The sequence below is a fragment of the Paenibacillus shirakamiensis genome (genome assembly GCF_017874255.1).
Taxonomy (GTDB): Bacteria; Bacillota; Bacilli; order Paenibacillales; family Paenibacillaceae; genus Fontibacillus; species Fontibacillus shirakamiensis.
This window is the reverse complement of sequence record NZ_JAGGLD010000006.1, coordinates 93,172-119,158: the sequence shown is the minus strand read 5'-3', so window position 1 is coordinate 119,158 and position 25,987 is coordinate 93,172. Positions and strand designations below refer to the sequence as shown.

The following is a 25,987-nucleotide window of genomic DNA, read 5'->3' as shown; positions in this document are numbered from 1 at the left end:
TATCCATTCCCCTAAGAAGGAGACGGATTCTCCGGCCCTTACCCTGGTGTGATCGACACAAGCTGTTGCATCGCTCCTGCATATTTGGAACGAACCTGCTCAATTTCTTGAGTAATCACAGCGCTATGCCGTACGGAACCCATACCTGGATGCCAGCGGTAGGCCGTCAAATTCTTTTCTAAATAGGGAAAATACAAACCAGAAAGCGCAGCCCGCATCCAAAAATCATAGTCATGGGTGTACGGCAGGCTCTCATCAAAACCTCCAATATGTTGAAATACATCTTTACGTATCATCACCGTGCATCCATTGACTGGATTACCTGTAAGGAAACTCTCATACAACTGCCTTGGACTTCGTGTAGCTCCGCATACTCCCCGGGAAGTTATAGCTCCGCTGCTATTGATATAATTAAAATTTGTATAAGAGATGGGGGCTTCACGCTCTATCATGAAACCCACCTGATGCAGTATTTTATTTCGGTAAAATAGATCATCTGAACTCAGCCACGCAATGTAATCTCCCGAAGCATAATGAATGCCATGGTTCAGAGCCGTTGCTGTACCACCATTCGCTTTGCCCAAGTAATGTATACGATGGCGAAAAGGATTAATTAATCTTGCATACTTCGTCGAGCCGTCATCTATTACGATAATCTCAACATTGCTGTACGTCTGCCTAAGCGCACTTTGAATCGCCAAGGCAACGAAGCGACAATTATAGAAAGGAATGATGATTGTTACACGGGGATTCATGACGACGCTCTCCCTTCTTCACGGAAGTACTCCAGAATCGCCTCCAACGAGGATGCCCATGCATACGCTGGCTCCCAACCTAGCGACCTAAGATGGTGCGGCTGAATAGGCAGAGCGGTAGATACATTCTTCGAGGTACCTTGATCAAAAGGGATAGACTGATTCGATAAGGTTATCATCTCATGTGCTACTTCCCCGAGCGTATGCTCAATACCTGAACACACCGGCGTAATACTTCCCGTCTCACCTTGTGCTAGCAACCTCTCATAGGCAAGAACCGCGTCTCTAACATCTAGGAAATCCCTTCGCTCATCGGGAGAAGATAATCTGAACACGGGTGGATTCTTACCTTGTTCCACTTGCACAATATATTTAGCAAATAAAGAACAAATACCCGTGGATGGTCCGGGCCCCATCAGGTTACCCGGCTCAGCTATCAGAACGTCCTGCCCGAAAAGATCCCCCCAAGAAAGCGCGGCGATCTCTTGCATGGATTTACTGAGTGCATAAGGATGAGTCGGAGATAAGGGGACGGTGAGATCGAACTTTAATCTTGATCCAGCGACAAGGATGCGGCATTCGGGCTGGATTCGCAGAGCTTCAAGCAAATGCAGTGTACCCATCACATTAGACTGCATATATAGCAAAGGATGATGCAGCGATTCCGGAACGGAATTCTTCCCTCCCAAATGAAGCACCCACATAGGTTTCACCTGTTCCACGACCTCTTTCACCTGTATGGCGTCTGTAAGATCACAGGCCATGTAGTTCACGTCAGGCACACGTGCATGTATGCCTAACGTTCGAACCGTTCCTGTTACCTCATAGCCTTTAGAGGCAAAATGTGTACAAGCATGCATCCCCGTGAAGCCCGAAGCTCCCGTAATCAGAATACTAGGAGACTTCATGGTGAATCATCCATTCGGCTAGTTCCTCCAACATGATGGAATAAGGAGGTAATGAGAACTGTACATCAGATCTTGTAGAACGAAGCGTACGGTCTAGAACGGGTCCATCCTCTTTGACAATCGTCACATCCGATTTGTGCCAAGTCTTCTGAAATAGCTCTAATAACTCATATTTACTGACCATATCAGGATGAGCCAAATGAATAAGTCCAGACAAGTTCGAATCTAATGAAGCTTCAATGACTTTGGCCAATTCTAACGTAGTCACGCCATTCCAAAGAACGTGCGTATATCCATGTACTATGCCTTCTTGATTCAAGAACCACTGCAGCAATCCAATCCCACTCGTTCTTACCTCAGGACCAATAATAGAAGTGCGAATCGTCAGATGCCCCGGGTCCCGGATCTCGCCAAGCGCTTTGCTTACTGCATAGGAGGAAGTTCCGTCCGGTTCTTCCTCTTCACTGTAATGACCTTTAAGACCTAAAAATACGCAATCCGTACTAATATGGATGAGCCTTGCCCCTATCGCATCGGCAGCACGCCGAAGCCGATGAGGAAGGAATCCATTCACGTGAAAAGCTCCGATTTTGTCCGCTTCCGCAAACTGATTAAGCACACCTACTGCATTAATAATTACATCAGGCCGAACGATCTCGACCGTACGTTCTACCAGTGCAGGATCGTTCACATCGACGATTAGACCTTCTGGGTCTTCTGTGTTGCGGGTCGTATAGAACACATGATGCGTACCCTTCTCCTGAAAATAACGGACCAGCAGATGCCCCGCCATACCGCTTCCCCCGAAGATTAGAAGCTTCATGATAGGAAGCCTCCCCGAATGAGGATGTCTCGAATCTCCTCTTTGGACATCAGATTCGTCTCCGAACTAAAGCTGGAGAACGATACGTGCGGAGCATGCTGGTAAAATTCTTTTAGATTAGGTATGTTCAGCGTAGGTAGGATAACTAAATATTCTTCATCATAGACCACGGTAGTAAGACTCTCGAAATCACTCATGAGGATTTCATGGATTTTCTCGCCAGGACGAATTCCCGTCTCAATGACACGCACGTCTTCCTTCCCTGATGCCTCAATAAGCACATCCGCTAAATCCACAATTTTGCACGTGGGCATGGTCATGACAAAGATTTCCCCACCTAGACTCTCAACCGAAGCTTTGAACAACAATTTGATTGCATCTGGTAAGGTTAAAAAGAACCGAGTCATGTTGAAATCAGTAATCTTCACTTGGCCCTTCTGTTCAATCTGGTTCATGAATAAGTGAACGACACTGCCATTTGTGCCGAGTACATTGCCTCCCCGCACGCAGACAAATTTCGTCCGAGTAGGCAATAAATTGGCATACACGATTAATTTTTCACCGATGGCTTTGGTCATTCCATAAAAGTTAGATGGATTCGCTGCCTTATCGGTCGAAATGTAAATGACTTTCTTCACATCGTTCTCAATGGCCGCATCGATGACATTCTGGGTTCCGATGACATTCGTCTTAAGCGCTTCATAAGGCTGATCTTCACAGACTGGAACGTGCTTCAGTGCTGCTAAGTGAAATACATAATCGACGTGCTTGCAGGCCGCAATCATGGCTTCCTTATCCCGAATATCGCCGATGCGGAAGGTCAAACGATCATCTTCAAAGGCACGGCTCATCGCCACTTGAGTAGCCTCACTCCGCGAATAGATAATGATCTCTTTAGGCTGCTGTGGTAAAAGTTGCTTAATGAGCTCATATCCCCACGAACCTGTACCGCCTGTGACCAAGATGACTTGATTATTGAACATTCCTTTTCCCTCCAAGCACAAATTTAACTACTTTTTCCGATACATGCTCTGCCAAGTATCCATCCGGGCAGTTCCAGTTCCGATCCATATCCATCATCAGTTTGACAGAGGAAGCGATATGATCTGCATGCAGACCCGATATAATATTGCTGCCACAATCCACGGTCTCTGGCCGTTCTGTAGTCCGGCGTAGTGTGACGGTCGGCACATGCATAATGCAGCACTCCTCTTGAACCGTCCCACTGTCTGTTAAGGCACACAGAGCGTCACGTTCAAGCTTCACGAAATCGAAGAATCCAAATGGTTGATGGAACTCAACGAGTGGATGCATACGCTGATGATCGGCTTCCGTCATTTTGGATGCTGTCCGAGGATGCAGACTGCATATCAATCGTTTGCCATGGGCTTCGGCCACTTGATTCAGTCCTTGCAGAATCTGACTAAGGTGCTCAGGTTGGTCCACATTCTCCGCGCGATGCACTGTAACCAGGAAATATTCCTTGGGCTGAAGATTTAGCTTATTGCGGATAGTGCTGGCTTCAATCTGTGGCTCATAATAGGTCATCACTTCATAAATAGGGTTGCCCGTGAGGACAATGCGCTGGCTAGGAAATCCCTCTTGAATCAGGTGCTTCTTGCTTTGCTCGGTATAAGGCATATTAATGGAGGATATGGCATCAATCACTTTGCGATTTTTCTCTTCCGGTACATTCAGATCGTAACAGCGGTTCCCCGCTTCCATATGCACCACAGGAAAACCTAAGCGTTCAGCAAGTAAGGCACATAGAGCACTATTGGTATCCCCAAGTAGCAGCACTTTGTCGGGTTGCTCTTGCTCAAGCAAAGCCTCTACTTGAAGGAACATCGTAGAGAGCTGCCCCCCTAAAGTGGCTTGTTGATCTTGGAGAATATGGTCTGGTGCACGAAGTCCAAGCTCTGAGAAAAAGATCCCGCTAAGACTCTGCGTGAAATTTTGTCCCGTATGGACCAAAATGTGCTTCTCGGCATAGTTGTCGAGTAAGGGAATAATTAGACTAAGGCGAATGATCTCAGGTCGAGTACCCAAAATGGTCATGATTCTCATCGATAGACTCTCCTTTCGAATGCAATGGTCATGATTTCATTGTGCGTGCCTTACGCCTTGCCCCTCTATGCTTGGATGCACGGCGTGATGCAGAAGAAGAGCGTGGATAAAGTTTAATTTTTCTTCTTCGAGTTGTTGGGATTTTGCGCTTCCTAGGCCTCAAATTCCTTGACCTAATTGATGTTCTTGAAGCATTCCGTTTGCGACGACGAGTACGTGGATGGTGCAGCGGGAGGATTGGGGAAGACTGCTCCAAAGGAGCTGTTGGGGTTGAAATGGATAATATATGGGGGCGATGACTTACTGCGACGATTCTACCCTCGTCTTCGGCAAGCTGAAGCAGATCGGGCCTATATGCGACCCAGCTCTCTACAGTGCGCTTCAAGCGCTGTTCATAAGCGGTTGTTCCAAAAATTTCATGCACACGAATTCTATTTCGTCTACCAATATCAGCCAAGGACTGTGGATCTGTAAGCTGGGCCTTAATTTTTGCAGTTAAATCCTTATAGTCTCTGGGCTCAGCTAACATCTCTGTGGAACCGACCGCTTCAAGAATCTCACGAAGTCCACCCGATCCGTAAGCCGCCACAGGCTTACCATGAGCCATCGCTTCCATGGCTGTAAGTCCAAATCCTTCCGGGACGAGACTGGGTACAACAATTAGATCCATAGCGCAGTACACGGCTTCCACACTTGGTTCAAATACAACAAATTGAAATTTGGCTGCGTGTCCGGAGGCATTAATTCGACTCAGACATTCCGTATAGAAATCTCGATCGACAATTCGGCCAATAATGAGAAATCGGAGCGATGGATCACTAGGTAGAAGAGCCAAGGCCATATCCACGAAATCGCGAAGTCCTTTGTCACGAGTTAGAAAGGCAGAGATATATCCGATACAACGCTGATCGGGTAATAATTTGAATTCGCTGCGTTTTTGCTCTCTAAGAAGCTCCCAATACTCTGGATGAATTTCTTCTGTGTCCCAAGAAGGATAGATGAGACTGATCTTCTCAGGGACGGGTAGGTTTGCGAAAGCAGATAAAGCCGATACGGATATGCCTGTGATCCAGTCACTATAACGATCAATTAAAGCCACAGATAGTGGCGTATATTCATTTACGACCATAGACTCAGTAATACTCCATAGCACCGGAATCCCGAGGGAGGAAGCCGCCATGGCAGGGAGTACATTCACACAAGTATTGGTAAGAACCACATCTGGAGCTTCTATACGGATAAGCTCAGCTAAGGTCTGACAAGCTAGACTCATCTTGTGCTTCTCTGCATCTTTGAACAGATGAGCATGGGGTGTATATATTTCGTGGAATAGTGGATAAGCATGAATACATGTTCGAATGCCTGCTTGCTGGGCTAGTAAAGTAATCTGTCCTTCCTGAGGGGCAACAAGCATGACATCGAAGTAGGAAGAGAGCTTACGGCAGAAAAAGAGAAGCAGCTTCTCCGCTCCCGTAATACTCCGGGTATTACTTACATGGGAAAATAACATCATCTTTGCTTTGTGGGCCATAGATCAGGTTCTCTTCATAGATTGAAGAGGAACGGTTCACCTCCTTCTCTTCGCCGCAGTCATCATCCAAATATGGTAGCGAGCAATTGATTCACGCGGTTCGCATAGGTGTGCTCGCGATAAGTCCGCTCCAGAGCTCGTAATGCAATCTTCTGTCTTTCTTTCTCATGGGTAAGATAGAATCGCACTTTGTCCATCATCTCCTGCGGAGAATCAAATGTCTCAATCTCTACTCCAGGAATATAAAATCTTGCCAGATCAGAGCGACGATCAACCAGTTGAAGTGTGGCGCATGCCGAAATTTCAAATGTTCGAGGGTTAGGTGACGCCGCCGATAAGCGTACGGTATTATTGTTGACCGTATCATCATCATGAGCTCGGTGAAGATTTATGACGATTTTGCTTCCACTGTAGGTTTCTGCGGTCTCCTCTGGACCCATCCACTTGCCCAGTTCTATACGATCAGAGTATTCGGAGAATTCAGGCAGGCGGTCCCACCAAATGCCATTAATACTTAATCCATCATTCATCAATTCCTTAATAACAGGGCTGAAGAAATGAACTCGATTCCAGTAAGCTGAGCCTATAAAACTGATCTCTCGCCGAATTTTGGACAGGGTCCGTACAGGCTGGTAATGATCCGTAAAAGCGCCAAAGGGAAGATAATGAACGTTCGCACATCCCATCTGTTGATAAAAGGCCACACTATTCAGTTCTAAGGTAAATACATGGTCATAGTAGCCTGCGATGTTCATAGTGATATCTGTATAGTAAGGGTCATCGGTAAGCCATACGGCACTGCGAATGCCTTGTGCTCTGACGGCCTCCATCTCGCTTACAGCTAGCTCCATCCCATCTAACACAAGGACCAAATCAGGACGGTGTTCTGCGGCAAGTTGCCCGATCGGCTGTCTCACATCACTGACAATAACCTCGGTAGTTAACGTACGAAGTGTAGTCAGTACGGCTTCATCAATAGGGGAATAAGGAAATCCTTTGCCGGATGCTACATACAGCACTTTGAGATTACGAATCGGAAAAGAGGGGCGATGACGATTTACGATAACGTCTGCACGGCCTCGTAAATAACCTTCATCGTATCCATCTTGTCGTCCAGCAGCACGACCTTTGTTAAGAGGATCTAACCCTATTTCAATGGGTGCGTGTAGTGCCGAAGTATGTGCCCTTCTTCTTAACATATCTTCACTCCTGTCTGGCTTTGTGTCCAAAACGTATATATGGATCTAATAAGAAGATGACGTATCAAGAAGCCGCCGAATTCGGTCAGGATACGTGTGATACTTACGCGTTGTACATAGTGATCGCCACGCGACTTGAAGACGTTCCTCTTCATGCGCTAGATAATATTCGATCTTAGACATAAGATCTTGGGCATCGTTGAATGTCTCAATATCATATCCTGGACGATAGTACGTCTTGAGCCCTTCCCGAATATCGGTCATCTGCAGTGTTCCGCAAGCATTGATCTCATACGTTCGAGGGTTAATTGAATGCCCTGGCAAATCTCGACTGTTATGATTATCCATGCCTACGGTCGTCGGGCGATGAATATTGATGACGATTCTAGACCCGTTATAATATCTAGCCGTCTCTTCTGGTGGAATCCAGCCGCTACGGACAAAAGGATTCAAATTCTCTTTTTGCGTCAGCCGTTCCCAGAAGCCTCCAGCTATTAACACTTTTTTATGCTTTAGAAATGTAGCCATCTCATCGAATAAGGCCACGCGATTCCAAAAAGCATTCCCGATAAAAGCTACATCAAAATGATACTTAGGCGCTGTTTTCTGTGGACTATACAAGGTGGAGCTAGCGGCAAGGGGGAGGTAATGCACACGAGGGCACCCCATCTCCTTATAAAAGGATACGGCTGAAATTTCGTGAGTAAATACATCGTCATAGTGTCTGCATAGTAGGGCGGTATCGTCTGTAAAATAGGGATCATCTACAAACCATACTGCGGTTCGGATACCCATTTGACGAACAAGTTGGATATGTTCAGCATGATCGGCAGGGAAGACATGTAAGGCGTTCATCACAAGGACCAAATCGGGCTGATATGTTGCAGCCTCTGCCACCATTTCTGCAGCTGAAGCCACTTTGCATTCTGCCGCAATTTGTTCAAGGGCATCCATGATACTCCGATCGATAGCATCAAATCCTTGTGGGATATAGAGAACACGCCAGTGATGTCTCCCTAAAGGTTCCACCGGAATATCGTCAAGCACGGCCTGACATCCTCCGAATCGGTAACCCTCCCGGAATCCCGGGGCATAGCCGTCTAACCGCCCTTCGTCAAGCAGGTTTCTCACGGCATCCATTCCTATCTGTCTTGGTTTAACTATCCCTATACATATATGCACCGGGTACACGTGCATCATGGACGGTTACCCGTAGACACCTAAAATTGGCGAATGCCCCCTACGTTTGGAAGTACACTACTTCCTTTATGAATTGATGGCTGACGCCTTCTGAACAGTCGCCATCGTTCTATGTATCTAGGTTTAGATTAAGAGAACACCGTCCCCCCTAGAGAATGACAAAAAACCAACCTTCCTGCATTTCCATGCAACAAAAGTTGGTCTGTGGCGGGCTTTACCCTATATCCCTTAATGCTGTAGTCCTTAAGAGCTTAAGCTTACGAAGGTTCAGTGTACGCTAATTTATGCCCATCCTCGAATCCCTGCGCAAATCCAGCATTAAAACCTTCTTGGTAGGTTTCACTATAACCCTGTTGATAGACGGCACCCGCATCGTCTACTTCGGGCGGGGCAATAAAAGACTCGGGAGGTATGCTTACGTTGCGGCGAAGTCTTCGCTTGGCTACTGTTTTTTTCACTTTTCGAGCTGTGTGGCGAGATTTCAATCTTTTCGAGACGGCCCGTTTTTTCGTGGTCCGCTTCCCGTTCCGAAGTGTCCCAGAGCGGATTTTACTCTTCTTCGCGACCTTCGGTCTGCCAGTCCCTTTCTTTAGGCCCACACGCTTTCTCTTCTTCAACATACTTATTCTTCCCCCTGTACTCCCCGCGCTGCATATGCTGCCTGATATAGAGCTTCGTTGATCCACGGTAATGTAGGAGTTCCATAATATTTACGATGAAGACGAATGCCCGTTAAGGACTCTGCCATCGCACACTGATAATCGGTCAACAGACGAATATGCTCTTCCATCTGTTTGGCCGAGATGTCTGCATGATCTGTAACATCTGCCAAGCTATCCAAAATTCGGGCAAGCGCCGTCTGACTTTTGGCGATAGAGAGAATGAGTTCCAGCTTCACTTCTTGTTCGGATAGGCAGACCCGGTTCATTTACCTATATCCCCTAGATCAAATCCACCATCCCCGAACATGCCAGCCCCGCCGCCATCCTCATCTGACTCGGTGACCAATACGGCTTTTAGATTGCTGCTTAACCCTGTCTGCAACTTGGTGATTCCTTCGATGACCTCAATAATCTGTTCATGAACACCTAGAGGCTCCGAGAGCTGCTTCTCCTGTTCATCAAAACTGTGTCCATGGAGATGATTCAAGGTCCAGTTGCGAACTTTTTCAGCTTCGACCGCTTTGGCCTCCAGCATGAGTGATACACTCCACTGAATTTTCGCAGAAGCTTCCAGCATTTTGACAAAAGCTTGTTCCCTACTCATGACATCCTCTCCAATTCCACCAGCTATTCCTCATCGGGAACTCTCATTTCTTTTAGGATCAGACCTAAATTCTCGGCCAAAGCCTCTTGAAGATCAGCCATTGCGTTCAAATAAGAGATCACACTTTTATTGACCTTGCCCGCATTCTCCATCAGTCCGTCGATGCCATCGAATTCCGGTTCGGTATCTGGAAGATCATGAACGATTTGTGCCATACGTACTGTAACTTCACGTTCTGCATCCATGACCCGGGCCATCTGCTGATGGGAATGAGCCATGTGTTCAATTAAGTTGGTAAGCTGTTGCTCCATGCCTAATTCCTCCTTACCTCATGGGCTGGGGGGGCCTGCCCGGCCTGGTCTGCCTAGAATTAACATATGCTAGAGCGGAGAACTCGGTTCCAGCAGCCCTTCTAAAATCCTGTGCTCTACAGATCTGCTGCACCAAGTACAGGAGCTGCAAGGATTACAAGCCCAGGTGGAAGCTCCTTAAGGAACGCTGGCTGATCCAGCCGAATGAACGGTTCCAAATGCCAAGAATTCAACGCATAAGTAGTCAAAAATGGCCGACAGGCTCCCCCCGAGATTTGAACATATTGTCCAGCATCATTTCGGTATAAGGCACCCTCTGTCGGTGCATCCAGATCTCCTTGATACAATAACCATTGCCGAGAGAGGACATCCTCCACCTGTAGAGAATCTCCTATGGACAACCCCCGCAGATCTACCATAGATAAGAGAGGGACATCTTTGAAATGCAGCGCTGCACTTAGAGGATCCTGTAAAGGATACTTTGTTCCACGCTCCAACCAATAGTACCGATCTTTCATATCCTTGACGACTAGATGCGTGGGATTGAATGCTCGCAGCGTTCGATGCTGTAGCGCCCCGCCTTCTTGCATTTCCGATAAAGTCGCATGCACATTCCCCCATTTTTGCTGAAAAAAATGCTCATTGCGCCCATTTACTTGCTCATATCCTTCGCTACCGAGTGTTCTCATGGTGGCACTACCTACATGATGAATGAATACATCCTTTGCGATAATTAGCTTCAGTCCTTGAAATCTCAGCCTAAGCATGTAGTCATCATCTTCATAATTGCCAATGCGGTAGCCTTCATCCAAGTATCCCGTGTGCTCCCAAATGCTCCGTTTTAGAAGGAGACAGAAACCGGCCAGTCGATTCGTCTTGACCCAGCGAGCAGGGTCACTTTGGCTGTTGTACAGCTTTGCGAAGTCCCACATCTCATCTATTACTTGATAAGGGACCGGGATTTGTTGCTCTCCCCCAATATAGTTAGTGACCGGGCCGACCGCACCTATGTCCGGTTCACTATACAGGCAAATCAACATGTGATCCAGCCAATGTTCGGTAACCAGCGTATCATTGTTCAGAAGCAGGACCTGACTTCCTTTTGCCATCATAAGTCCGGTGTTCACAGCTCGAGCGAACCCCAGATTCTCTGCATGCCTTCCAATCCGAATGCCGCCCCCACGCTTTTGAAGAGCACTCACTGTCCCATCTGTTGAAGCATTATCTACGACGATGATCTCATAGGGAAGAGACGTATACGCCTGAATACTATCTAGACATTCAAGTAAAAGCTGTTCCCCATTGTAGGTAGGAATGATAATGCTTGTGCCCTCAAAAGGCTGGGTGTAATCGGCAAGCCCCATAATTTTCCCTTGTTCATATCCTGCCTGATACCCGTTCTTGTACCTGTCTATCGCCTCTTCCCGTGGGAGAGGTTTCCTTACTCTTGATCGCCCGATAGGCAAAGGCTTCACCTCATTGTCAAAATCACTTGAGAATCATCTCTCCGCTCTCTAGCTTATTCGCCAGATGCCCGAAATCCACAGCTGTGATTCCAAGCTCCTCTGTAATACGGGGACATAGTATAACAGCCGCAATACCGGCGGCGACCAAGGCGATATCCAGTTGACCTGGTATCGATTGAATCTCTTGAAGAACGCGGTCAATATCCCTTGCGCCATGCACTGCATCCACCCTACCCATAACCTGCAATCCATAGCTGCTTAATACAGTGCTGAGTTCTGCGGCCTTGTTCCCAATAACCACAATATTTCGTCCTCTAAGAAGGGACAACCACAATCCTTGATCATTTAAGGTATAGTTGACTGTCGAAGAAGTGACGGTAAGCTTGCGGACATCCAGCCCATAATAATGAAGAACCGGAAATAATAGTCCTTGAAAATTAGCATGCCGAGATTCCGGGATACCCATCATCGTGGCTTTCTGCATCGAAGCAGCCAGCTGGTCTCGCACCTCTTCATCGGGTAAGTCTACTCCTGCATACGTAAGGAAGGGTCCTCGTTCTATAGCCTCTTCCGTAGAAATCACTGTGCCATGCGCAAGCGTAAGCAATTCTCCATCGCCGAGACGAACTAAGGACACCGGTATATGTTCATTCATGGCCCGCATAAGAACGGTATGAACATGACTGGCAGGAAGGAGGGGAAGAAGCGCCCCTGCATAATAGCGTATACCCGCTTCAATTAGATCCTCCAAGGGCACACCCGGAAGGATATAATAAGGAGGAATTTGTTGACCTGCCTTAGCTTCTCCACCTTCATAGTATCCTCGCTTGTAACCTGCCTCATAAGACTGCTCAGGCGGCAAGGCCACCATAGGGGGTACTTCCATTAGAGAGGCTTCTTCTTCTACAAGCAAAAGATTCGTTTCTTCTGAAGTAGAGGATGTGGGTTCAAGGCTCACTCTGTGTCTGGGCTGTCCGCAGGCTTTTTTGCGCTTTCTACCTTTGGTATTGTTCCCCTGAGTATTGTTCCCTTGAGTATTGTCCCTTTGAGCATAGCTCCCTCGTGACACGTGCTGTCTAGTACGTTTGATACGTGAGGATGGTCTGATTTTTCGCAGTTTCTTTCTGGGTCTCCCTCGCATGAGCAGGATTCCTTTCTTCCAGATACATCAGTCTAGGCCTTGATGATACGCTCCACTTTGAATACGGCGCAGCCATTCTTGAGATTCTACATACCATGTAATTGTGCTTCGTAATCCTTCGTGCAAACCGATCTCCGGACGCCAACCGAGTTCGCTACTAATTTTGGCCGGGTCAATAGCATAACGAACATCATGACCCAGACGGTCAGGGACATATTCAAGCAACGTCTGAGGTTTACCCAGTGCATTTAGAATTTGTGTAGCGATACTTAGATTGCTTAGTTCGTTATGTCCACCCACGTTGTATACTTCGCCAGGATTACCCTTGCGCAGAACCAAATCTATAGCTCGGCAGTGATCCTCTACGTGAAGCCAATCTCGAATGTTTTGTCCATCTCCGTAGATTGGAATAGGTTGGTCCTGAAGAGCCCGGGAAATCGCTGTCGGTATCAACTTCTCAGGGAATTGCCGAGGTCCATAATTGTTCGAACAACGGGTAATTAATACTGGGAAATCATAGGTTTGATAATAAGAACGTGCTATTAGATCTGAGCCTGCTTTACTCGCTGCATATGGACTATTCGGCGCAAGCGGTGTCTCCTCGGTGAAGTATCCTGTGTCCCCGAGTGAACCATAGACTTCATCGGTAGAGACATGCACAAATTTCTTCACACCATGGTGCTTCGAGGCTTCTAAGAGATTCAGCGTGCCCAGCACATTCGTCCTCGCAAAAATATCCGGAGTTGCAATACTCCGGTCTACATGAGATTCCGCTGCAAAATGTATCACGGCATCAATCTCTTCGGTAAATGCTTTTGCAATATCGGCCGGATTGGTAATGTCTCCTCGAACCCAGCGATAATGCGGATGATCCTTGAAAGCTATGGCATTATCTGGATTTCCTGCGTACGTTGCTGCATCTAAGTTCACAAAATGAATTGAAGGGTATTTACCAAGCATATATTCTATGAAATGACTACCTATGAACCCGAGCCCACCAGTAACGAGTAACCGAATCATGGTATCATCCCCCTCATCATCGTATTGGCTTCTTCAAGAGATTCGAATGTTCCTGCATCCCCCCACCAACCTTGAAGAACATCATATTCCAATTTCCCTTGGCGAGCATAGCGATTGTTCACATCTGTAATTTCCATTTCCCCCCGAGCTGAACGCGTAACTTCTCCTATATATTTGAAGACCTCATCATCATACATATAAATACCCGTGACACAATAACCTGATTTCGGATCTGCCGGCTTTTCTTCAATATGGGAGATGAGTTTGGGGTCCTGATTATCAAATACAGGCACACCGTAACGGTGAGGATCATCTACAGGTTTCAGTAAAATTCTTGCGCTCCCTGGATCCTGCTTCTCGTAGGACTTCACGTATGGGGACAAATCTTCTTGGAACAGGTTATCTCCAAGTAAGACAACGAATTTCTCGCCGGGTGAGATATAACTTCGCGTCAATTGCAAAGCTTCCGCAATGCCGCCTGCTGCTTCCTGAATTTTGTAGGTAATCTGCACACCGTGATCCTCACCGCTACCTAAATACTCTGTATAGAGTCCCGCAGACTGCTTGCTTATGACAATCATCACGTCTGTAATACCGGCCTGCCTCAGTCGCTCTATCGCATAACTGATCATAGGGTGTTTGCCAACCTGAAGCAGATGCTTATTAATTAGTCGGGTCAGCGGCTGTAGACGAGTTCCCGTGCCTCCGGCCAATATCACACCTTTCATCCTTGTTCCTCCTTCTATAGCCATAGTCTAGTGAATAAATTGATGAGGATCGACACCCCACTTGTCTATAAACCGTTGCCGTCCTTGATTTACAATGTCAGACCACCCCTCGGGATGCCCGGCCTTGAAGCTTGCACTTCCCTCATGATGAATGAATGTATCTCCGCAGATGAGCATCTTGTAGCCTTGTAACGCCGCCCGGTAGCAATAATCATCATCTTCAAAATGTCCGGGAGAGAACCGTTCATCCAGCAGCCCAATGGCTATCCTTGTGCTTCGCTTCATAAGCAGACAGAGACCTACAATACGCCGGGTTTCCATCCATTTCGAAGCATCGGGCTGATTATACAGAGAGGCGAATTGTTCAAATTCTGCTGAGGAGCGGTAGCTGATAGGCACCTGTTGTTTTCCGCTAGCATAATTCGTTACGGGACCTACCATTCCAATTTCTGGCGCGCTGTATAAGGCAGTCAGAAGATTAGATAACCATCTTGGGGAAGCGAGACAGTCATTGTTAAGCAGCATAATTTGATCCCCCGAGGCAAGCTTCAATCCACGATTACAGGCACTCGGAAAGCCGATGTTGGTAGGAAGAGAGACAAGAATTAAGCCTTCATGCACACAATACTCTGCCGTTCCATCCGTAGAACCGTTATCCACTATAATAATTTCAATAGGTGTAAATGTATGTTTTCGAATGGAAGCAACACAGGAAGTTAGAAGATGAAGCCCATTAAAGGTAGGAATGATAATACTCGTAAGTGTATTCATCAGGCATTCCTCATTGCCGCAAGATCCGCACGTACCATCTTCGTCTGACCTAGACGAGCATTCCCTTGTGTCATGACTTCGTCAAAAGCTTCCAAATGATCTCCTAGGATTAGAGCCGCAAGTGAATTCCCTATGCCTGTATTCCCCGTTCGCAAGCGATTGCGAGTGATGACATCAGCAGAACTCTGTGCGCCTACTCGTAAACCATGAAATAGCGCCAAGGCCTGAGCTTTAGGAGGGACACTCAGACACTCACAACCTAGAGTCTGAATTGCTTTACGTGATAGAGCATGAGGAACAGCAGTTAAGGAATTACTCCTCAATTTCGGATGACCCATAGCCACGTTGAGAAAAGATTTGAGTCGCGTTACGCCATCTTGCCGATCAAATGTTGGAAGCCATGGGGAAATATCATTCAGTGCCACATCTAGACCCTGATCTATCGCGATAAGGAAAGGCGCTAACTCCTCCGCTGGAACCGGTACATCTCCATCCACGAACAAGAGAATGTCCCCAGAAGCGATACTTGCGCCGATAGATCTGCCCACATCGTGACCTAGTCGTTCTGGATAGTGTAACAGCGTGATGTCCTCCATCTCCTGTACGATAGCGAAGCTGCGATCCGTACATCCATTCAAGATCACAATCGTCTCCAATAAAGGAAGCCTGCTTAACTGCTGAAGTACTTGGAGCAAAGTATCCTCCTCATCACAGGCAATAACAATCGCCGAGACTGTGCCTTGGATAGCGCGGGTAAGCGATTCTTCCCTTTGTAGCCGGCGTGTACGCTCTTGAACCATTCGTCCTCTAGCGGGAGCTGAGGGACGAGGGGCAGCGGGACGTCGCCGCTTCTTCACAGGCTTTATTGTGTGTGAAGAACGCGGGTTTCGGGCCTTGATTCCTGCTCGATTATGTCGTTTTCGCCTACGGACCATCTTCTATGTCCCCCTCACTCGATCCCGCTGTCTTCCTAAGTCCGGTTGTCCCCCGCGAGGTCCCAAATGTTGTACTAACCAATGAACTGCCTCCAGATGGTCGCCAATGACCAGTGAACTAAGGGGGTCTGTGCCTTGGATTTTAGGCCGGGAAGCATTTAGTTTCCCGGCAGATACTTGATGTACACGCCGAACATTCATGCCTCTCGTAATTGCTATTGCCTGAGCAAGGGGCGGAATTTCAAGCGAAGCCATTCCAATTTGATACAAGGCATTTCTACTTAAGGCATGAGGAACAGCTGTCATCGAAGCGCCTTCCAAGTCTGGTCTTTGCAACATCAAATTCAAAGTATGTTTGGCAAGAACTACAGGATGAGCGACAAGACGATGCACAGGTCCAGAATAATCATTTAATGCCACATCCGTACCCTGTCTAATGGCTTCAACAAAATGCCTCAGGTCTTTAGCTGGAACTCGCATATCCGCATCCAAAAAGAGTAGAATATTCCCTCTTGCGGTCTCCGCTCCTACACGGCGGCCTACATCATGACCTAGTGCATAGGGATACCTGAGCAGCTTGGCTCCATGGAGCTGGGCTAATCCATCTGTACCGTCGGTAGAACCATTTACCACAACGATAATTTCGCTTTTGGGGTCTACTTGGTTCGCTTCCCACAAGACATCCACAATTGTAGAGCGCTCATTCATCGCTGGGATGATAATCGACACTTCGGGATTAGGATGCTGCTGAATCTGCCATGGATCAGGCTTTTTAACCCGGGCTGTTCTCGGGCGCGAGCGTCTAGGAGCCGGAGTACGCCGAGTACCCATGGTCATTCACCTCCTGATTTCTGTAGAATCTGTAGAATATACACCATTGTATGTAGTTTGAAAGTAAGGGTAACGGCAAACGTACAGTCGGCACAGTCATACCAAAAATTCGATGCGTAACACAAAAAAGGCGTCTCGTCGTAACGATCCGCCTTTTTGAATGTAGATGAGCGAGCGATACACTAAAGTAACGAAAGTTCTGGCGTTCGTGTGTCCCTGATTACATCGGCCCAGCGCTGTGCGGTATGTTGCCAGCGGAACTGACTCCGGGCTAGTTCGCGCCCCCGTAGACCCATACTTCGGCATAGATCTTCATGACTCAGAAGAAGCGCTAGGCTATCTGCCCATACCTGAGCATCGCTACTTCCTGGAAGGAGAAGTCCCGTCTCCCCGTCCTTCACAATCTCCGGGATTCCCCCTACCCTTGAAGCTACTACGGGTATGCCTGAAGCCATAGCTTCGAGGTTGACTAACCCAAAGGCTTCATCGTCCATAGATGGAACGACGACTACATCCGCTAGATTATACATATCGGCAATCTGAGGATAAGGAATATAAGGGAGGAATACCGTGTGATTCGGATAAGTATCCGCCATCTGCCTGAGTTTGTGGACATAGGCAGTCTCTTTATTCACACCATAAAAAGCACTACCTACCATCACTATAAGTGCATCTTTCTCCCGCTCAATTAAGGCTGGCAAGGCTTCCAGAATACGATGTACCCCTTTACTAGGAATCAAGCGCCCTACGAATAAAATAATTTTTCGATCTTGCCATCCATAATCAGCCAGTCTAGCTTTACGTACAGCCTCTCCCGCTGGGGTCCAGCGAGGGATGAAATCCTCTAAGCTCACACCCAGTGGGTTCACTGCAATCGGTGTGCGAAGCTGAGGGAAGCGCATCTGCACTTCATCCCTGAGATAGTTACTATTTACGATCAGACCGTCCATCGCTTGGAGCATCGGAAGGGCTTTGCTGGCTGGAAAACAGGCAGGACTAATAAATGTAGTCGAATGCAGACTTAACTGGACATGAAGCTGAGGAAGTTGTCTTTTCAGTCCATAGGCAAGAGCTGGACGATTGTGCACATCCGCCGTGTCCGGCATCCAGTTCCTAAGGTGCCTTAGAATTCCCGGAAGATAAGAACTGCCGCCTGCAATCCGGCAACAGGGCACCGAACCTAGGTAACCCTTCGCAGGAAATTGGCCGGCAGAGCGACCGAATACCCTAAGGTCCAGTTCGGCAGCCATAAGAGGTACGATTTTCTCGATAACGCGTTCAACGGAGCTACTCCGTCCGGAAGGAATGACGAATACCCCCGGTGTAATAACAGCTACTTTATGCTGGACAGACAAGGCAAGCCCTCCCTCAGTTCTATCCTATTTATATATTGCCAAGGACGGGCAAATGTGACTTCCTTTACCGGAAAAGCCTAGAAAAGTTTTGAAACAGGCTAGTGCCATGGCACAGTCGTCCACGCCTTTAGTCATTTGACACATAGACTATGAGCAAGGTGCATAACGAGGGATGCCCGAGCGAAGACAGAAGAGGAGGACCTGCACATGGGGTTAAAACATGTCGGTATTCTGCTTAATGCAAGAATGCACCGAGGTATACCGCGCCGAAAAACAGGCCAAGAATCGATCTCAAATTATGAAGAAGCTGCCGCTGAATTCGGCTTGCTCCCTTGTTACCTGAGAGTGAATGATATCGATCTACATTCCGGTACGACAGCGGCATATATTTACAACAAATATGAGTTCAAACGCGTTATCGTCCCGATTCCTGAAGTCATCCACAATCGTGCTATTTATGAGGATGCTTCAGCTCATCGTAAAATACAGGCACTGATCCAGCAGGGATCATCCATATTCAATGTGAACAACCGCTATGGCAAAGATGAGATGCACCGCTATTTAAGAGCCAATCCTTTCATAAGCCATTATCTACCAGACACGGCAATCATCACACCTTCTACCCTACGAAGGTTCATGGAGAATTATGATGATCTTATACTCAAACCCTGCAGGGGGAGTGTAGGCCGAGGGGTAATGCGACTCCAAAAATCCCATGCTGGATGGAAAATCACCTATGTCTCCTCCTTAAAGCCAGGGAACTGGCTGACCACCAGGTTACGCGGGGAGGAATTCCCTCCCGCCGTCAAGCACCGTCTTTCTCTTACCCCTTATCTTGTACAAGAAAGGATTCCACTCGCTGAATATGATGGACGATCCTTTGACCTTCGGGTAACTGTACAGCGTGGAATACAAGCCGAATGGGCCGTAACCGGCATGTTCGCCAAACGATCAGCGGCTGGAATCTTTATTTCCAATCTAGCCGGAGGAGGTAGCGCTAGCTCGGCCTACAGCCAGTTATCAGAAGTTATGCCTTCCTTGCAAGCGATGAGTGTCCTTGCTGAAGTCGAGCACTTATCGCTAGCTATAGCAAGCTATCTTGCAAGCCATCTCCCCCTCCTAGCTGATCTTGGACTGGATATTGGCGTCACCGCACAAGGTCATATATATTTCATTGAATGTAACGGGCGGGATCAGCGCTACGGCTTTAACAAAGCCGGAATGTCAGGAACTTGGAAAGCGACCTATCGCCAACCCATGGCTTTTGCTCGATATCTGCTCAATCAATAACATATGACAATATACACCAAAGATAGGGCATGAAGCCTAGTCTTTGGTGTTGTTGTAGTGCGTTCTTTTGCTCTAATCAAATGGATGAATTCCAACTATCATCAACTGGAAAATTAGGCAGATGTCAGGAATATATTGATTTACCTAGGCTTCTGTGTCAATATAGGCTTTGTCTTATTTGCTTGTTAAGGAGGATGCCCCTATGGCAAAAAAAGTGATGAAGCTGATGACAGAACTTTCCTCAAGGAAATGGATCTCACAGCTAATGGGTCACTTTTCCCATTCTGGAATCAGCCGCCATGTTATTCCAACCTTCGCAAAAACCTATGGAATTCCCGTACATGAAGCTGAGAAAGAAATTGGAGATTATCGTTCACTCAATGAATTCTTTACCCGGCGTCTCAAGCCTGGCATGCGCCATATTGATGCCTCACCGGATGCACTGGTCAGTCCCGTAGATGCTCTGATTACAGCCATGGGTAGCGTAGATAGTGGACTCATTCCGAACGTTAAAGGACAAGACTATTCTCTTGCCGAGCTGCTCGGCCACTCCCCGCATTTGGAGACCTATAAGAATGGGTTTTTCTTCGTCCTCTACCTCAGTCCTACGGATTATCACCGTATTCACACCCCAGTTGCGGGGAAGAAGCTGGAGAGTGAGCATTTCAAGGGAAAAGTGTATCCTGTGAATGATTTTGGTATGACTCACATGAAAGCGGTGCTCAGTCGCAATGAAAGATTAATTACTTACATCTCCCATGAGCTTGGGGAAGTAGCTGTGGTTAAAGTAGGTGCCATGAATGTAAGCAGCATCAAATATGCAGATGCTACCCAAGATTTCTGGAATCGTGGGGATGATTTAGCTTACTTCGAATTTGGTTCTACGGTAGTTCTGCTTACGGAAAGTGGAACTTTTGAACCGTTACCTACCCTTCATTCTGGCACCCCAGTCAAGATGGGAACCCGGCTTGGAACGTTCCACCGTAAGTAGCTTCTGATTACATTCACGAAATAGATGAAGAAGAGGCTGCCATGAAAGATGGCAGCCTCTTCAATATGAATACATGGACGTAAACGATACACACAAGTGTCGTGTCAATCTCATGTTCTATGTTTTAGATGAATAAGTCCTTAAGTATAGAGTGTGAACCACTTATCAGAACCAGAACTCTTCGTGTTCTACCGCAGCTGCAGGCCGCAAACGGCGCAGGCGATTTCTGAAAATGTTACCCCCCGGTACAAAGCTCTCACGGCTACGCATCCGGCGTCTTCTGCTCATTTATATTCACCTCCCCTTTTCTCATTCTTGGCACATCATATAAAGACAAATTACCCAGAAGCACATAAGCTGAAACAAGCTAACTCACCAGCTTATCGAATTTCAGATGGGCTTTTGCCGGTATACTGTTTGAATTGTCGGCTGAAGAAAAATATGTCTCGGTATCCTAGAGCATCCGCGACTTCTGTTACATTCATTCCTGCGTGAAGGAGTAGATGTTGGGCTCGGTCAATTCTAGATTTGATGATGTAAGACTGGACGGAAGCCCCTGTAAGCTCCTTGAATTTGATCGAGAAATACCTAGAAGACAGTCCCGCACGTGCAGCTAAGTCTTCTACACGATGCGTCAGGCCTGGATGCTGAAGTACATAATTGGCTATCTCGTGGATGACTTCAGTTAACTGGTTGCTAACCTTCTTCTCTACAGGTTGCTGCCGTTCTTCTCGAAGTAACGCAATCATGAGCTGCTTCAAAATTAGGCGAGCTTCCTCCTCAGCTGCATAGGCCTTCACCAGGAAGAGTCGAACGTATCTTGAGAGCATATATTCGAAATCGAGCGTATCTTGAAGTAATCTATAAGAAGAAGGGACTTCATAGACCGGCTCGTCAATATCAAAATGGATATAAGTTAATACAAGTGGTTTCTGTGGATTATGTATTGCGCTAGTATGATCGCCGGGACGAAAAAGAAAACAGCTTCCCCGACTCACCGCAATAGCCTGATCGTTCAGTGTCACCGTTCCTTCCCCACTCCACACGTAAAATAAATCATAATTCTGTAAAGCCTGCTCCCGTTTTTGCCATTTCCAGCCGGGTTCACAGACAATTTTGGCAAAGGCTGGCTTGAGGATAAAAGAGGACGGTGAAGCATGAAGCAAGATGAATCCCCCCTGAACTGTATGTTTCTTCTATATACTATTTCATTCTGCCTTGTTGTACAAGCGCCCAGGACTCCAGCATCAGCTGTACGCCTTCGCGTAGTTCCTTCTCGTCCAAATGGGGGAATAGAAAGCAGGCTGCCGGGTCACCCGAACTATATTGATACCGAACGGCATCCCGAATATCGACCTTATGGTATGCACAAGCCCTCTGAAAATCAGCAAATTCTCTAGGAGACCTCCTCCACTTTGCATACAAGTGCAGACCGGTATCCGAGGGCAGGATTTCGAACAACTGCCCTGCTATTCCCGAGGACAATAACTCACATAGATAATCATAGCGAGCATGGTAGATTCTTCGCATTCGCCTAAGGTGCTTATCGTAGTCTCCTCTAACCATGAACCGGGCTAGTGCTCGCTGCTCCAGCAGTGCCGGAGAAGTGGGTTCATAGAGCATCTTAGCACTTCGAAGAATCGCCGCTACATTCGGCGGAACCAGTGCATAGCCGATGCGTAAAGAAGTGAACATCGTGTTGGTGAATGAGCCGATAAATACCACTCTTCCTTCTCGGTCCAACGCTCTTAAGGGTTCTAAAGGCCGTCCACCCCAGCGAAATTCACTATCATAATCATCTTCTATGATGATTGCTTCCTTGCGCTGAGCCCAAGCTAGTAGCTCTCGGCGCCGCGATGCTGACAGCACAGCTCCTGTCGGGAACTGCCGCCCTGGCGTGACGAACAGGAGCCGCGCGTCCCACTCCTGCGGCACCATGCCGCTTGCGTCCACGGCCGCGGGCAGTACCTTGCCGCCGCAGGCGCGCACTGCCCGGAAGATCCCCGGATACCCGGGATCTTCCACCACTGCTTGCTCTCCCTCCCCCAGCATAAGCTGGGTCAGGAGAGCAAGGGCCTGCATCGAACCGCTGAATAGGCAGATATCCTTCGGATCTGCCTGAATGCCGCGGCTTCGACGCAGGTGGGCCGCAATCGCGGCCCGAAGCCCCGCATCGCCGAATACATCGGCGGTAGCGGTATTACGCCCCTTTGCTCCAGCCCTCGCAGCGCGGCCAGCATAAGCCAACGCGCTCTTCCAATCTGACGCAGATTTGGCATCGAGCGCGGCCCCTCCATCCGCGAACGAGATCCGCGGCTTTGCAACAAGGTCCAGACTTCCCGCTGCTAAGCTCAGCTCGCTGTCCAAGTCCGCCTGTATCCGCGCTCCCCATGCAGACAGCGGAAAAGCATGGCTACCAGACTGTTTCTCGCGCATGCCTTGCATTAGTCCAGCTACAAACGTACCTCTACCCACAGTCGCTTTTAGATAGCCTTCGGCTACTAACATCTCATAGGCCTGCGATACACTTCCACGGGAAACACCATAGAGCTCAGCCAGTTCACGGCTAGCCGGGAGCCTAGAACCTACTTCAAGTGTTCCAGCGTGGATCGCCTCTCTCAGTGCGTGGTAGAGAGCCAAATATTTATACCGGTATTGCTCGATATAACGTGCCAAAGGCAATACCAATTCCATTTTTAGTTCCCTCCTATATTGGACTATATATTTTAATCTAAATTGGTTATTTTTTCTTGTCAATGCGTGCTTTACTCTAGAAGAAAGAGACCATAAGGATGGAGAGAATATCAATGAGAAGAAAAGAATTTGATGTATCCGAGCAGCAAGAAATCGAAACCTTTCTGAAAGGTCAGACCTTTGGTTTCTTAGGAACTACAGCGCCTGATGGTTCCAGCCGAGTGACCCCGCTTAACTTCGTCTACTTTGGCGATTGTTTTTATTTCCACGGAAGTCTAGCTGGGGACAAGATGAAACATCTCAAGCATGACAACCGGGTCAGCTTTACTGTTGCCGAAGAATACGCGCTAATTCCCTCTTATTTTTCAGATCCAGAACTTGCTTGCCCAGCTACCGCTTTTTTTAAAAGTGTCATGTCCTATGGACGAGCCTACCCTGTGACCGAATCTTGCGACAAAGCAGAGGCCTTAACCCATTTCATGGAGAAATTACAGCCAAAAGGTGGATATGATCCCATTTCCGCTTCAGATCCCCGGTATACAGGGAACCTCAAAGCCGTCTCGGTCTTTCGACTCGTTCCCGATCAACTGACAGCCAAATTCAAATTTGGTCAGAACCAACCGCAAGAGCAGCTCAAATCTACCCTAGAAGCACTGACCCACCGCAATCAAATACACGATGCCGAGACAGTAGAGAATATGCTGAAGTATTGTCCATATCATTTAGAATGACCTTTCATTATAAGTACATCCTATGCAATCAGCCTACCTAACAGATAGTTAGGGGGCTTTTTTCTTCACCTAGAACACAGCCTGCCTAGCATGAAATTAGAAAGCTTTTTTCTGCTATTAAAAGATTTATATCCCAAGATCCTGCACTCCCTGAAATCGGAACTCATGCAATAGAATACTCTCCTTTTGATACGGTAAAAACGAGTTTTTTGTCCGTGACGTTGGCAAGGGAGAATGATATAATGTTAGGCAGTTAAAATGGATACTTTGGAATCCAAACCGACTGGAAGGATGAAACTTGCGATGAATCCACTTGCTGAACAACTTAACGAGAAGATTAAAGCCGGTAATGCCAATGTGTACGAGGTACTCTCTACACTTGGACGGGAGATTTATTTCCCGAAAGAAGGCATTTTAAGTCAGTCTGCTGAAGCCTCTACCCATGCTAAGAAATTTAACGCTACCATCGGGATTGCAACAGAAAATGGTGGACCCATGCATCTATCTGTTTTTCAGGATACGTTGTCTGGATATAAGCCTCAGGATCTGTATCCCTATGCCCCTCCAGCTGGCAAACCTGAACTCCGTAGTGTATGGCGTACCAAAATGCTACAAGAAAACCCGGGTCTTGAAGGCAAAAGCTTTGGCAATCCTGTTGTCACCAATGCCCTTACACACGGATTAAGTATTGTAGCTGATCTTTTTGTTGGGCCGGATGACGCGGTCATTTACCCAGACAAAAACTGGGAGAACTACGAGCTTACCTTTGGCGTTCGTCGCCATGGCCGTATAGTGAATTTTCCACTGTTTACAGAATCCATGACCTTTAATAGTGCAGGTCTGCGCGAAGCCCTTCTAGCTCAAAAAGATAAAGGGAAAGCTGTAGTCATTCTCAACTTCCCGAATAACCCTACAGGGTACACCCCTGGTTCAGTAGAAGGTCAAGAAATTATTGATGTACTTTATGAAGCTGCCGAAGCTGGCATTAACTTGGTTGTCGTTACAGATGATGCCTACTTTGGTCTCTTTTTTGAAGACTCCATTCAGGAATCCCTCTTCAGCAAGTTAGCTAACCTTCATCCTCGTATTCTGCCAGTCAAAATTGACGGAGCTACCAAGGAAGAATACGTCTGGGGATTCCGCGTTGGCTTCATTACTTACGCCCATGAGAATCAAGAGATCTTGTCTGCACTGGAGCAGAAGACCCTTGGAATTATAAGAGCTACTATTTCCAGTGGAGCACACCCTTCCCAGACCTTTGTGCTTCAAGCATTGAAGTCCCCGGATTTTGCTGCTCAAAAACAAGAGAAATTCGGCATTATGAAAAGACGTGCGAATAAAGTAAAGGAACTGCTGGATAGCGGCAAATATGGTGATGTCTGGACATATTATCCTTTCAACTCTGGTTATTTCATGTGCCTCAAACTGAATACCATCGCAGCAGAAGCACTACGTCAGCATTTGATTCATCAATACGGGGTTGGAACCATTGCGCTTGGGGAGCATGACCTAAGAGTCGCCTTCTCCTGTATTGCAGAAGAGAACTTGGAAGAGTTATTTGATCTCATCTACCAAGGTGTTCAAGACTTGCAACAACTGTAATCTTTAGGCGTTATCTGCCCAAGCACTCCCTTTCTCACTCACATAAGATACGATGTAATCCAAACCAAGAGTTGAAAGGGGAATGAACATGAGCGGAGTAGTAGAAGAAAGAGGTTGTGGCGGCGGTTACGGTGGAGGTTATGGCGCTTTCACTAGCACAGGTGCCATCTTGGTACTGTTCATCTTGCTGGTAATCATCAGCCGTACTATCCTTCTGTAGTTAAATATAGCCATTAGAACAGCCCCTCAGGATAGCGCCTGAGGGGCTGTTCTTTATTTAAGTGATTCAACTATCATCAACTAAGCTCACTTTATCCTAATTCAACTATCAGTAAGCTTACTTTCTCCAACAAAAAGACCTCCTTTTCACCT

28 protein-coding genes are annotated in these 25,987 nt (G+C 47.3%); 5 read left to right on the top strand and 23 right to left on the bottom strand.

Annotated elements, in window-relative coordinates:
* Positions 1 to 38: 38 nt before the first annotated feature.
* From J2Z69_RS15655 to J2Z69_RS15560, 20 genes are all read right to left on the bottom strand, one after another.
* Complete coding sequence (locus J2Z69_RS15655) at positions 39 to 755, bottom strand: glycosyltransferase (protein ID WP_209864665.1); 717 nt, start codon at positions 753 to 755, stop codon at positions 39 to 41.
* The gene (locus tag J2Z69_RS15650) at positions 752 to 1,663 is read right to left on the bottom strand and encodes an NAD-dependent epimerase/dehydratase family protein (protein ID WP_209864662.1); all 912 of its coding nucleotides are present in this window, start codon (positions 1,661 to 1,663) and stop codon (positions 752 to 754) included. The genes J2Z69_RS15655 and J2Z69_RS15650 overlap by 4 nt, the downstream gene beginning before the upstream one ends.
* Positions 1,650 to 2,486 carry a dTDP-4-dehydrorhamnose reductase family protein gene (locus J2Z69_RS15645; RefSeq protein ID WP_209864660.1) on the bottom strand — a complete coding sequence of 279 codons (837 nt, stop codon included), beginning with the start codon at positions 2,484 to 2,486 and terminating at the stop codon, positions 1,650 to 1,652. The genes J2Z69_RS15650 and J2Z69_RS15645 overlap by 14 nt, the downstream gene beginning before the upstream one ends.
* A complete protein-coding gene (locus tag J2Z69_RS15640; protein ID WP_209864657.1) occupies positions 2,483 to 3,469 on the bottom strand; it encodes a polysaccharide biosynthesis protein in 987 nt (328 codons plus the stop codon). The genes J2Z69_RS15645 and J2Z69_RS15640 overlap by 4 nt, the downstream gene beginning before the upstream one ends.
* Positions 3,459 to 4,553 carry a non-hydrolyzing UDP-N-acetylglucosamine 2-epimerase gene (wecB, locus tag J2Z69_RS15635; RefSeq protein WP_209864654.1) on the bottom strand — a complete coding sequence of 365 codons (1,095 nt, stop codon included), beginning with the start codon at positions 4,551 to 4,553 and terminating at the stop codon, positions 3,459 to 3,461. Before wecB ends, J2Z69_RS15640 begins: the two co-directional genes overlap by 11 nt.
* Positions 4,554 to 4,581: 28 nt before the next feature.
* Entirely contained in the window at positions 4,582 to 6,084 is a 1,503-nt protein-coding gene (locus J2Z69_RS15630; RefSeq protein WP_209864651.1) for a glycosyltransferase, read from the bottom strand.
* Positions 6,085 to 6,146: 62 nt separating this feature from the next.
* Positions 6,147 to 7,283 (bottom strand): CgeB family protein, encoded by a 1,137-nt coding sequence (locus tag J2Z69_RS15625; RefSeq protein WP_209864648.1) that lies wholly within the window; start codon positions 7,281 to 7,283, stop codon positions 6,147 to 6,149.
* Positions 7,284 to 7,328: 45 nt separating this feature from the next.
* The gene (locus J2Z69_RS15620; protein ID WP_209864645.1) at positions 7,329 to 8,423 is read right to left on the bottom strand and encodes a CgeB family protein; all 1,095 of its coding nucleotides are present in this window, start codon (positions 8,421 to 8,423) and stop codon (positions 7,329 to 7,331) included.
* Between the two features lie 317 nt (positions 8,424 to 8,740).
* Complete coding sequence (locus tag J2Z69_RS15615) at positions 8,741 to 9,103, bottom strand: hypothetical protein (RefSeq protein ID WP_209864642.1); 363 nt, start codon at positions 9,101 to 9,103, stop codon at positions 8,741 to 8,743.
* A 2-nt stretch (positions 9,104 to 9,105) separates the two neighbouring features.
* Positions 9,106 to 9,411 carry a hypothetical protein gene (locus tag J2Z69_RS15610; RefSeq protein ID WP_209864641.1) on the bottom strand — a complete coding sequence of 102 codons (306 nt, stop codon included), beginning with the start codon at positions 9,409 to 9,411 and terminating at the stop codon, positions 9,106 to 9,108.
* On the bottom strand, positions 9,408 to 9,749 hold the full coding sequence (locus J2Z69_RS15605; RefSeq protein WP_209864639.1) for an alpha-helical endospore appendage domain-containing protein: 342 nt from the start codon (positions 9,747 to 9,749) through the stop codon (positions 9,408 to 9,410). Before J2Z69_RS15605 ends, J2Z69_RS15610 begins: the two co-directional genes overlap by 4 nt.
* A 23-nt stretch (positions 9,750 to 9,772) precedes the next feature.
* Positions 9,773 to 10,060: a nucleoside-diphosphate sugar epimerase gene (locus J2Z69_RS15600; protein WP_209864637.1), complete on the bottom strand. Its 288-nt coding sequence runs from the start codon at positions 10,058 to 10,060 to the stop codon at positions 9,773 to 9,775.
* Positions 10,061 to 10,176: 116 nt separating this feature from the next.
* On the bottom strand, positions 10,177 to 11,526 hold the full coding sequence (locus tag J2Z69_RS15595; RefSeq protein WP_209864635.1) for a glycosyltransferase family 2 protein: 1,350 nt from the start codon (positions 11,524 to 11,526) through the stop codon (positions 10,177 to 10,179).
* Between the two features lie 22 nt (positions 11,527 to 11,548).
* Positions 11,549 to 12,667: a GT-D fold domain-containing protein gene (locus tag J2Z69_RS15590; RefSeq protein ID WP_245339386.1), complete on the bottom strand. Its 1,119-nt coding sequence runs from the start codon at positions 12,665 to 12,667 to the stop codon at positions 11,549 to 11,551.
* 27 nt (positions 12,668 to 12,694) lie between these two features.
* Entirely contained in the window at positions 12,695 to 13,687 is a 993-nt protein-coding gene (gene rfbB / locus J2Z69_RS15585) for a dTDP-glucose 4,6-dehydratase (RefSeq protein ID WP_209864632.1), read from the bottom strand.
* Positions 13,684 to 14,415 carry a sugar phosphate nucleotidyltransferase gene (locus J2Z69_RS15580; RefSeq protein ID WP_209864629.1) on the bottom strand — a complete coding sequence of 244 codons (732 nt, stop codon included), beginning with the start codon at positions 14,413 to 14,415 and terminating at the stop codon, positions 13,684 to 13,686. Before J2Z69_RS15580 ends, rfbB begins: the two co-directional genes overlap by 4 nt.
* 27 nt (positions 14,416 to 14,442) lie before the next feature.
* The gene (locus tag J2Z69_RS15575) at positions 14,443 to 15,186 is read right to left on the bottom strand and encodes a glycosyltransferase family 2 protein (RefSeq protein ID WP_209864626.1); all 744 of its coding nucleotides are present in this window, start codon (positions 15,184 to 15,186) and stop codon (positions 14,443 to 14,445) included.
* Positions 15,186 to 16,043 carry a glycosyltransferase family 2 protein gene (locus J2Z69_RS15570; RefSeq protein WP_342591603.1) on the bottom strand — a complete coding sequence of 286 codons (858 nt, stop codon included), beginning with the start codon at positions 16,041 to 16,043 and terminating at the stop codon, positions 15,186 to 15,188. The genes J2Z69_RS15575 and J2Z69_RS15570 overlap by 1 nt, the downstream gene beginning before the upstream one ends.
* 81 nt (positions 16,044 to 16,124) lie before the next feature.
* Positions 16,125 to 16,952, bottom strand: coding sequence for a glycosyltransferase family 2 protein (locus J2Z69_RS15565; protein ID WP_209864621.1), 828 nt, complete (start codon positions 16,950 to 16,952; stop codon positions 16,125 to 16,127).
* A gap of 182 nt (positions 16,953 to 17,134) precedes the next feature.
* Positions 17,135 to 18,307, bottom strand: a complete 1,173-nt coding sequence (locus J2Z69_RS15560) for a glycosyltransferase family 4 protein (RefSeq protein WP_209864618.1) — start codon at positions 18,305 to 18,307, stop codon at positions 17,135 to 17,137.
* 207 nt (positions 18,308 to 18,514) lie between these two features.
* Here J2Z69_RS15560 and J2Z69_RS15555 point away from each other — a divergent pair, with 207 nt between their 5' ends.
* Entirely contained in the window at positions 18,515 to 19,597 is a 1,083-nt protein-coding gene (locus tag J2Z69_RS15555; RefSeq protein WP_209864615.1) for a YheC/YheD family endospore coat-associated protein, read from the top strand.
* A 202-nt stretch (positions 19,598 to 19,799) separates the two neighbouring features.
* Entirely contained in the window at positions 19,800 to 20,588 is a 789-nt protein-coding gene (gene asd, locus J2Z69_RS15550) for an archaetidylserine decarboxylase (RefSeq protein WP_209864612.1), read from the top strand.
* Between the two features lie 165 nt (positions 20,589 to 20,753).
* Here the strand turns inward: asd and J2Z69_RS19325 are convergent, their stop codons facing one another.
* The 3 genes from J2Z69_RS19325 to pdxR form a co-directional block, all read right to left on the bottom strand.
* Complete coding sequence (locus J2Z69_RS19325) at positions 20,754 to 20,876, bottom strand: hypothetical protein (RefSeq protein ID WP_281069417.1); 123 nt, start codon at positions 20,874 to 20,876, stop codon at positions 20,754 to 20,756.
* 92 nt (positions 20,877 to 20,968) lie between these two features.
* On the bottom strand, positions 20,969 to 21,754 hold the full coding sequence (locus J2Z69_RS15545; RefSeq protein ID WP_209864609.1) for an AraC family transcriptional regulator: 786 nt from the start codon (positions 21,752 to 21,754) through the stop codon (positions 20,969 to 20,971).
* Between the two features lie 37 nt (positions 21,755 to 21,791).
* Positions 21,792 to 23,282, bottom strand: a complete 1,491-nt coding sequence (pdxR, locus tag J2Z69_RS15540) for a MocR-like pyridoxine biosynthesis transcription factor PdxR (RefSeq protein ID WP_209864606.1) — start codon at positions 23,280 to 23,282, stop codon at positions 21,792 to 21,794.
* A 113-nt stretch (positions 23,283 to 23,395) separates the two neighbouring features.
* On the opposite strand from pdxR, the gene J2Z69_RS15535 reads away from it, so the two are divergent.
* The 3 genes from J2Z69_RS15535 (at position 23,396) to J2Z69_RS19320 (ending at position 25,835) form a co-directional block, all read left to right on the top strand.
* Complete coding sequence (locus tag J2Z69_RS15535; protein ID WP_209864603.1) at positions 23,396 to 24,013, top strand: pyridoxamine 5'-phosphate oxidase family protein; 618 nt, start codon at positions 23,396 to 23,398, stop codon at positions 24,011 to 24,013.
* A 303-nt stretch (positions 24,014 to 24,316) separates the two neighbouring features.
* Positions 24,317 to 25,615, top strand: a complete 1,299-nt coding sequence (locus J2Z69_RS15530) for an aminotransferase class I/II-fold pyridoxal phosphate-dependent enzyme (RefSeq protein ID WP_209864852.1) — start codon at positions 24,317 to 24,319, stop codon at positions 25,613 to 25,615.
* 88 nt (positions 25,616 to 25,703) lie between these two features.
* Entirely contained in the window at positions 25,704 to 25,835 is a 132-nt protein-coding gene (locus J2Z69_RS19320; protein WP_281069416.1) for a hypothetical protein, read from the top strand.
* The last annotated feature ends 152 nt before the right edge of the window (positions 25,836 to 25,987 follow it).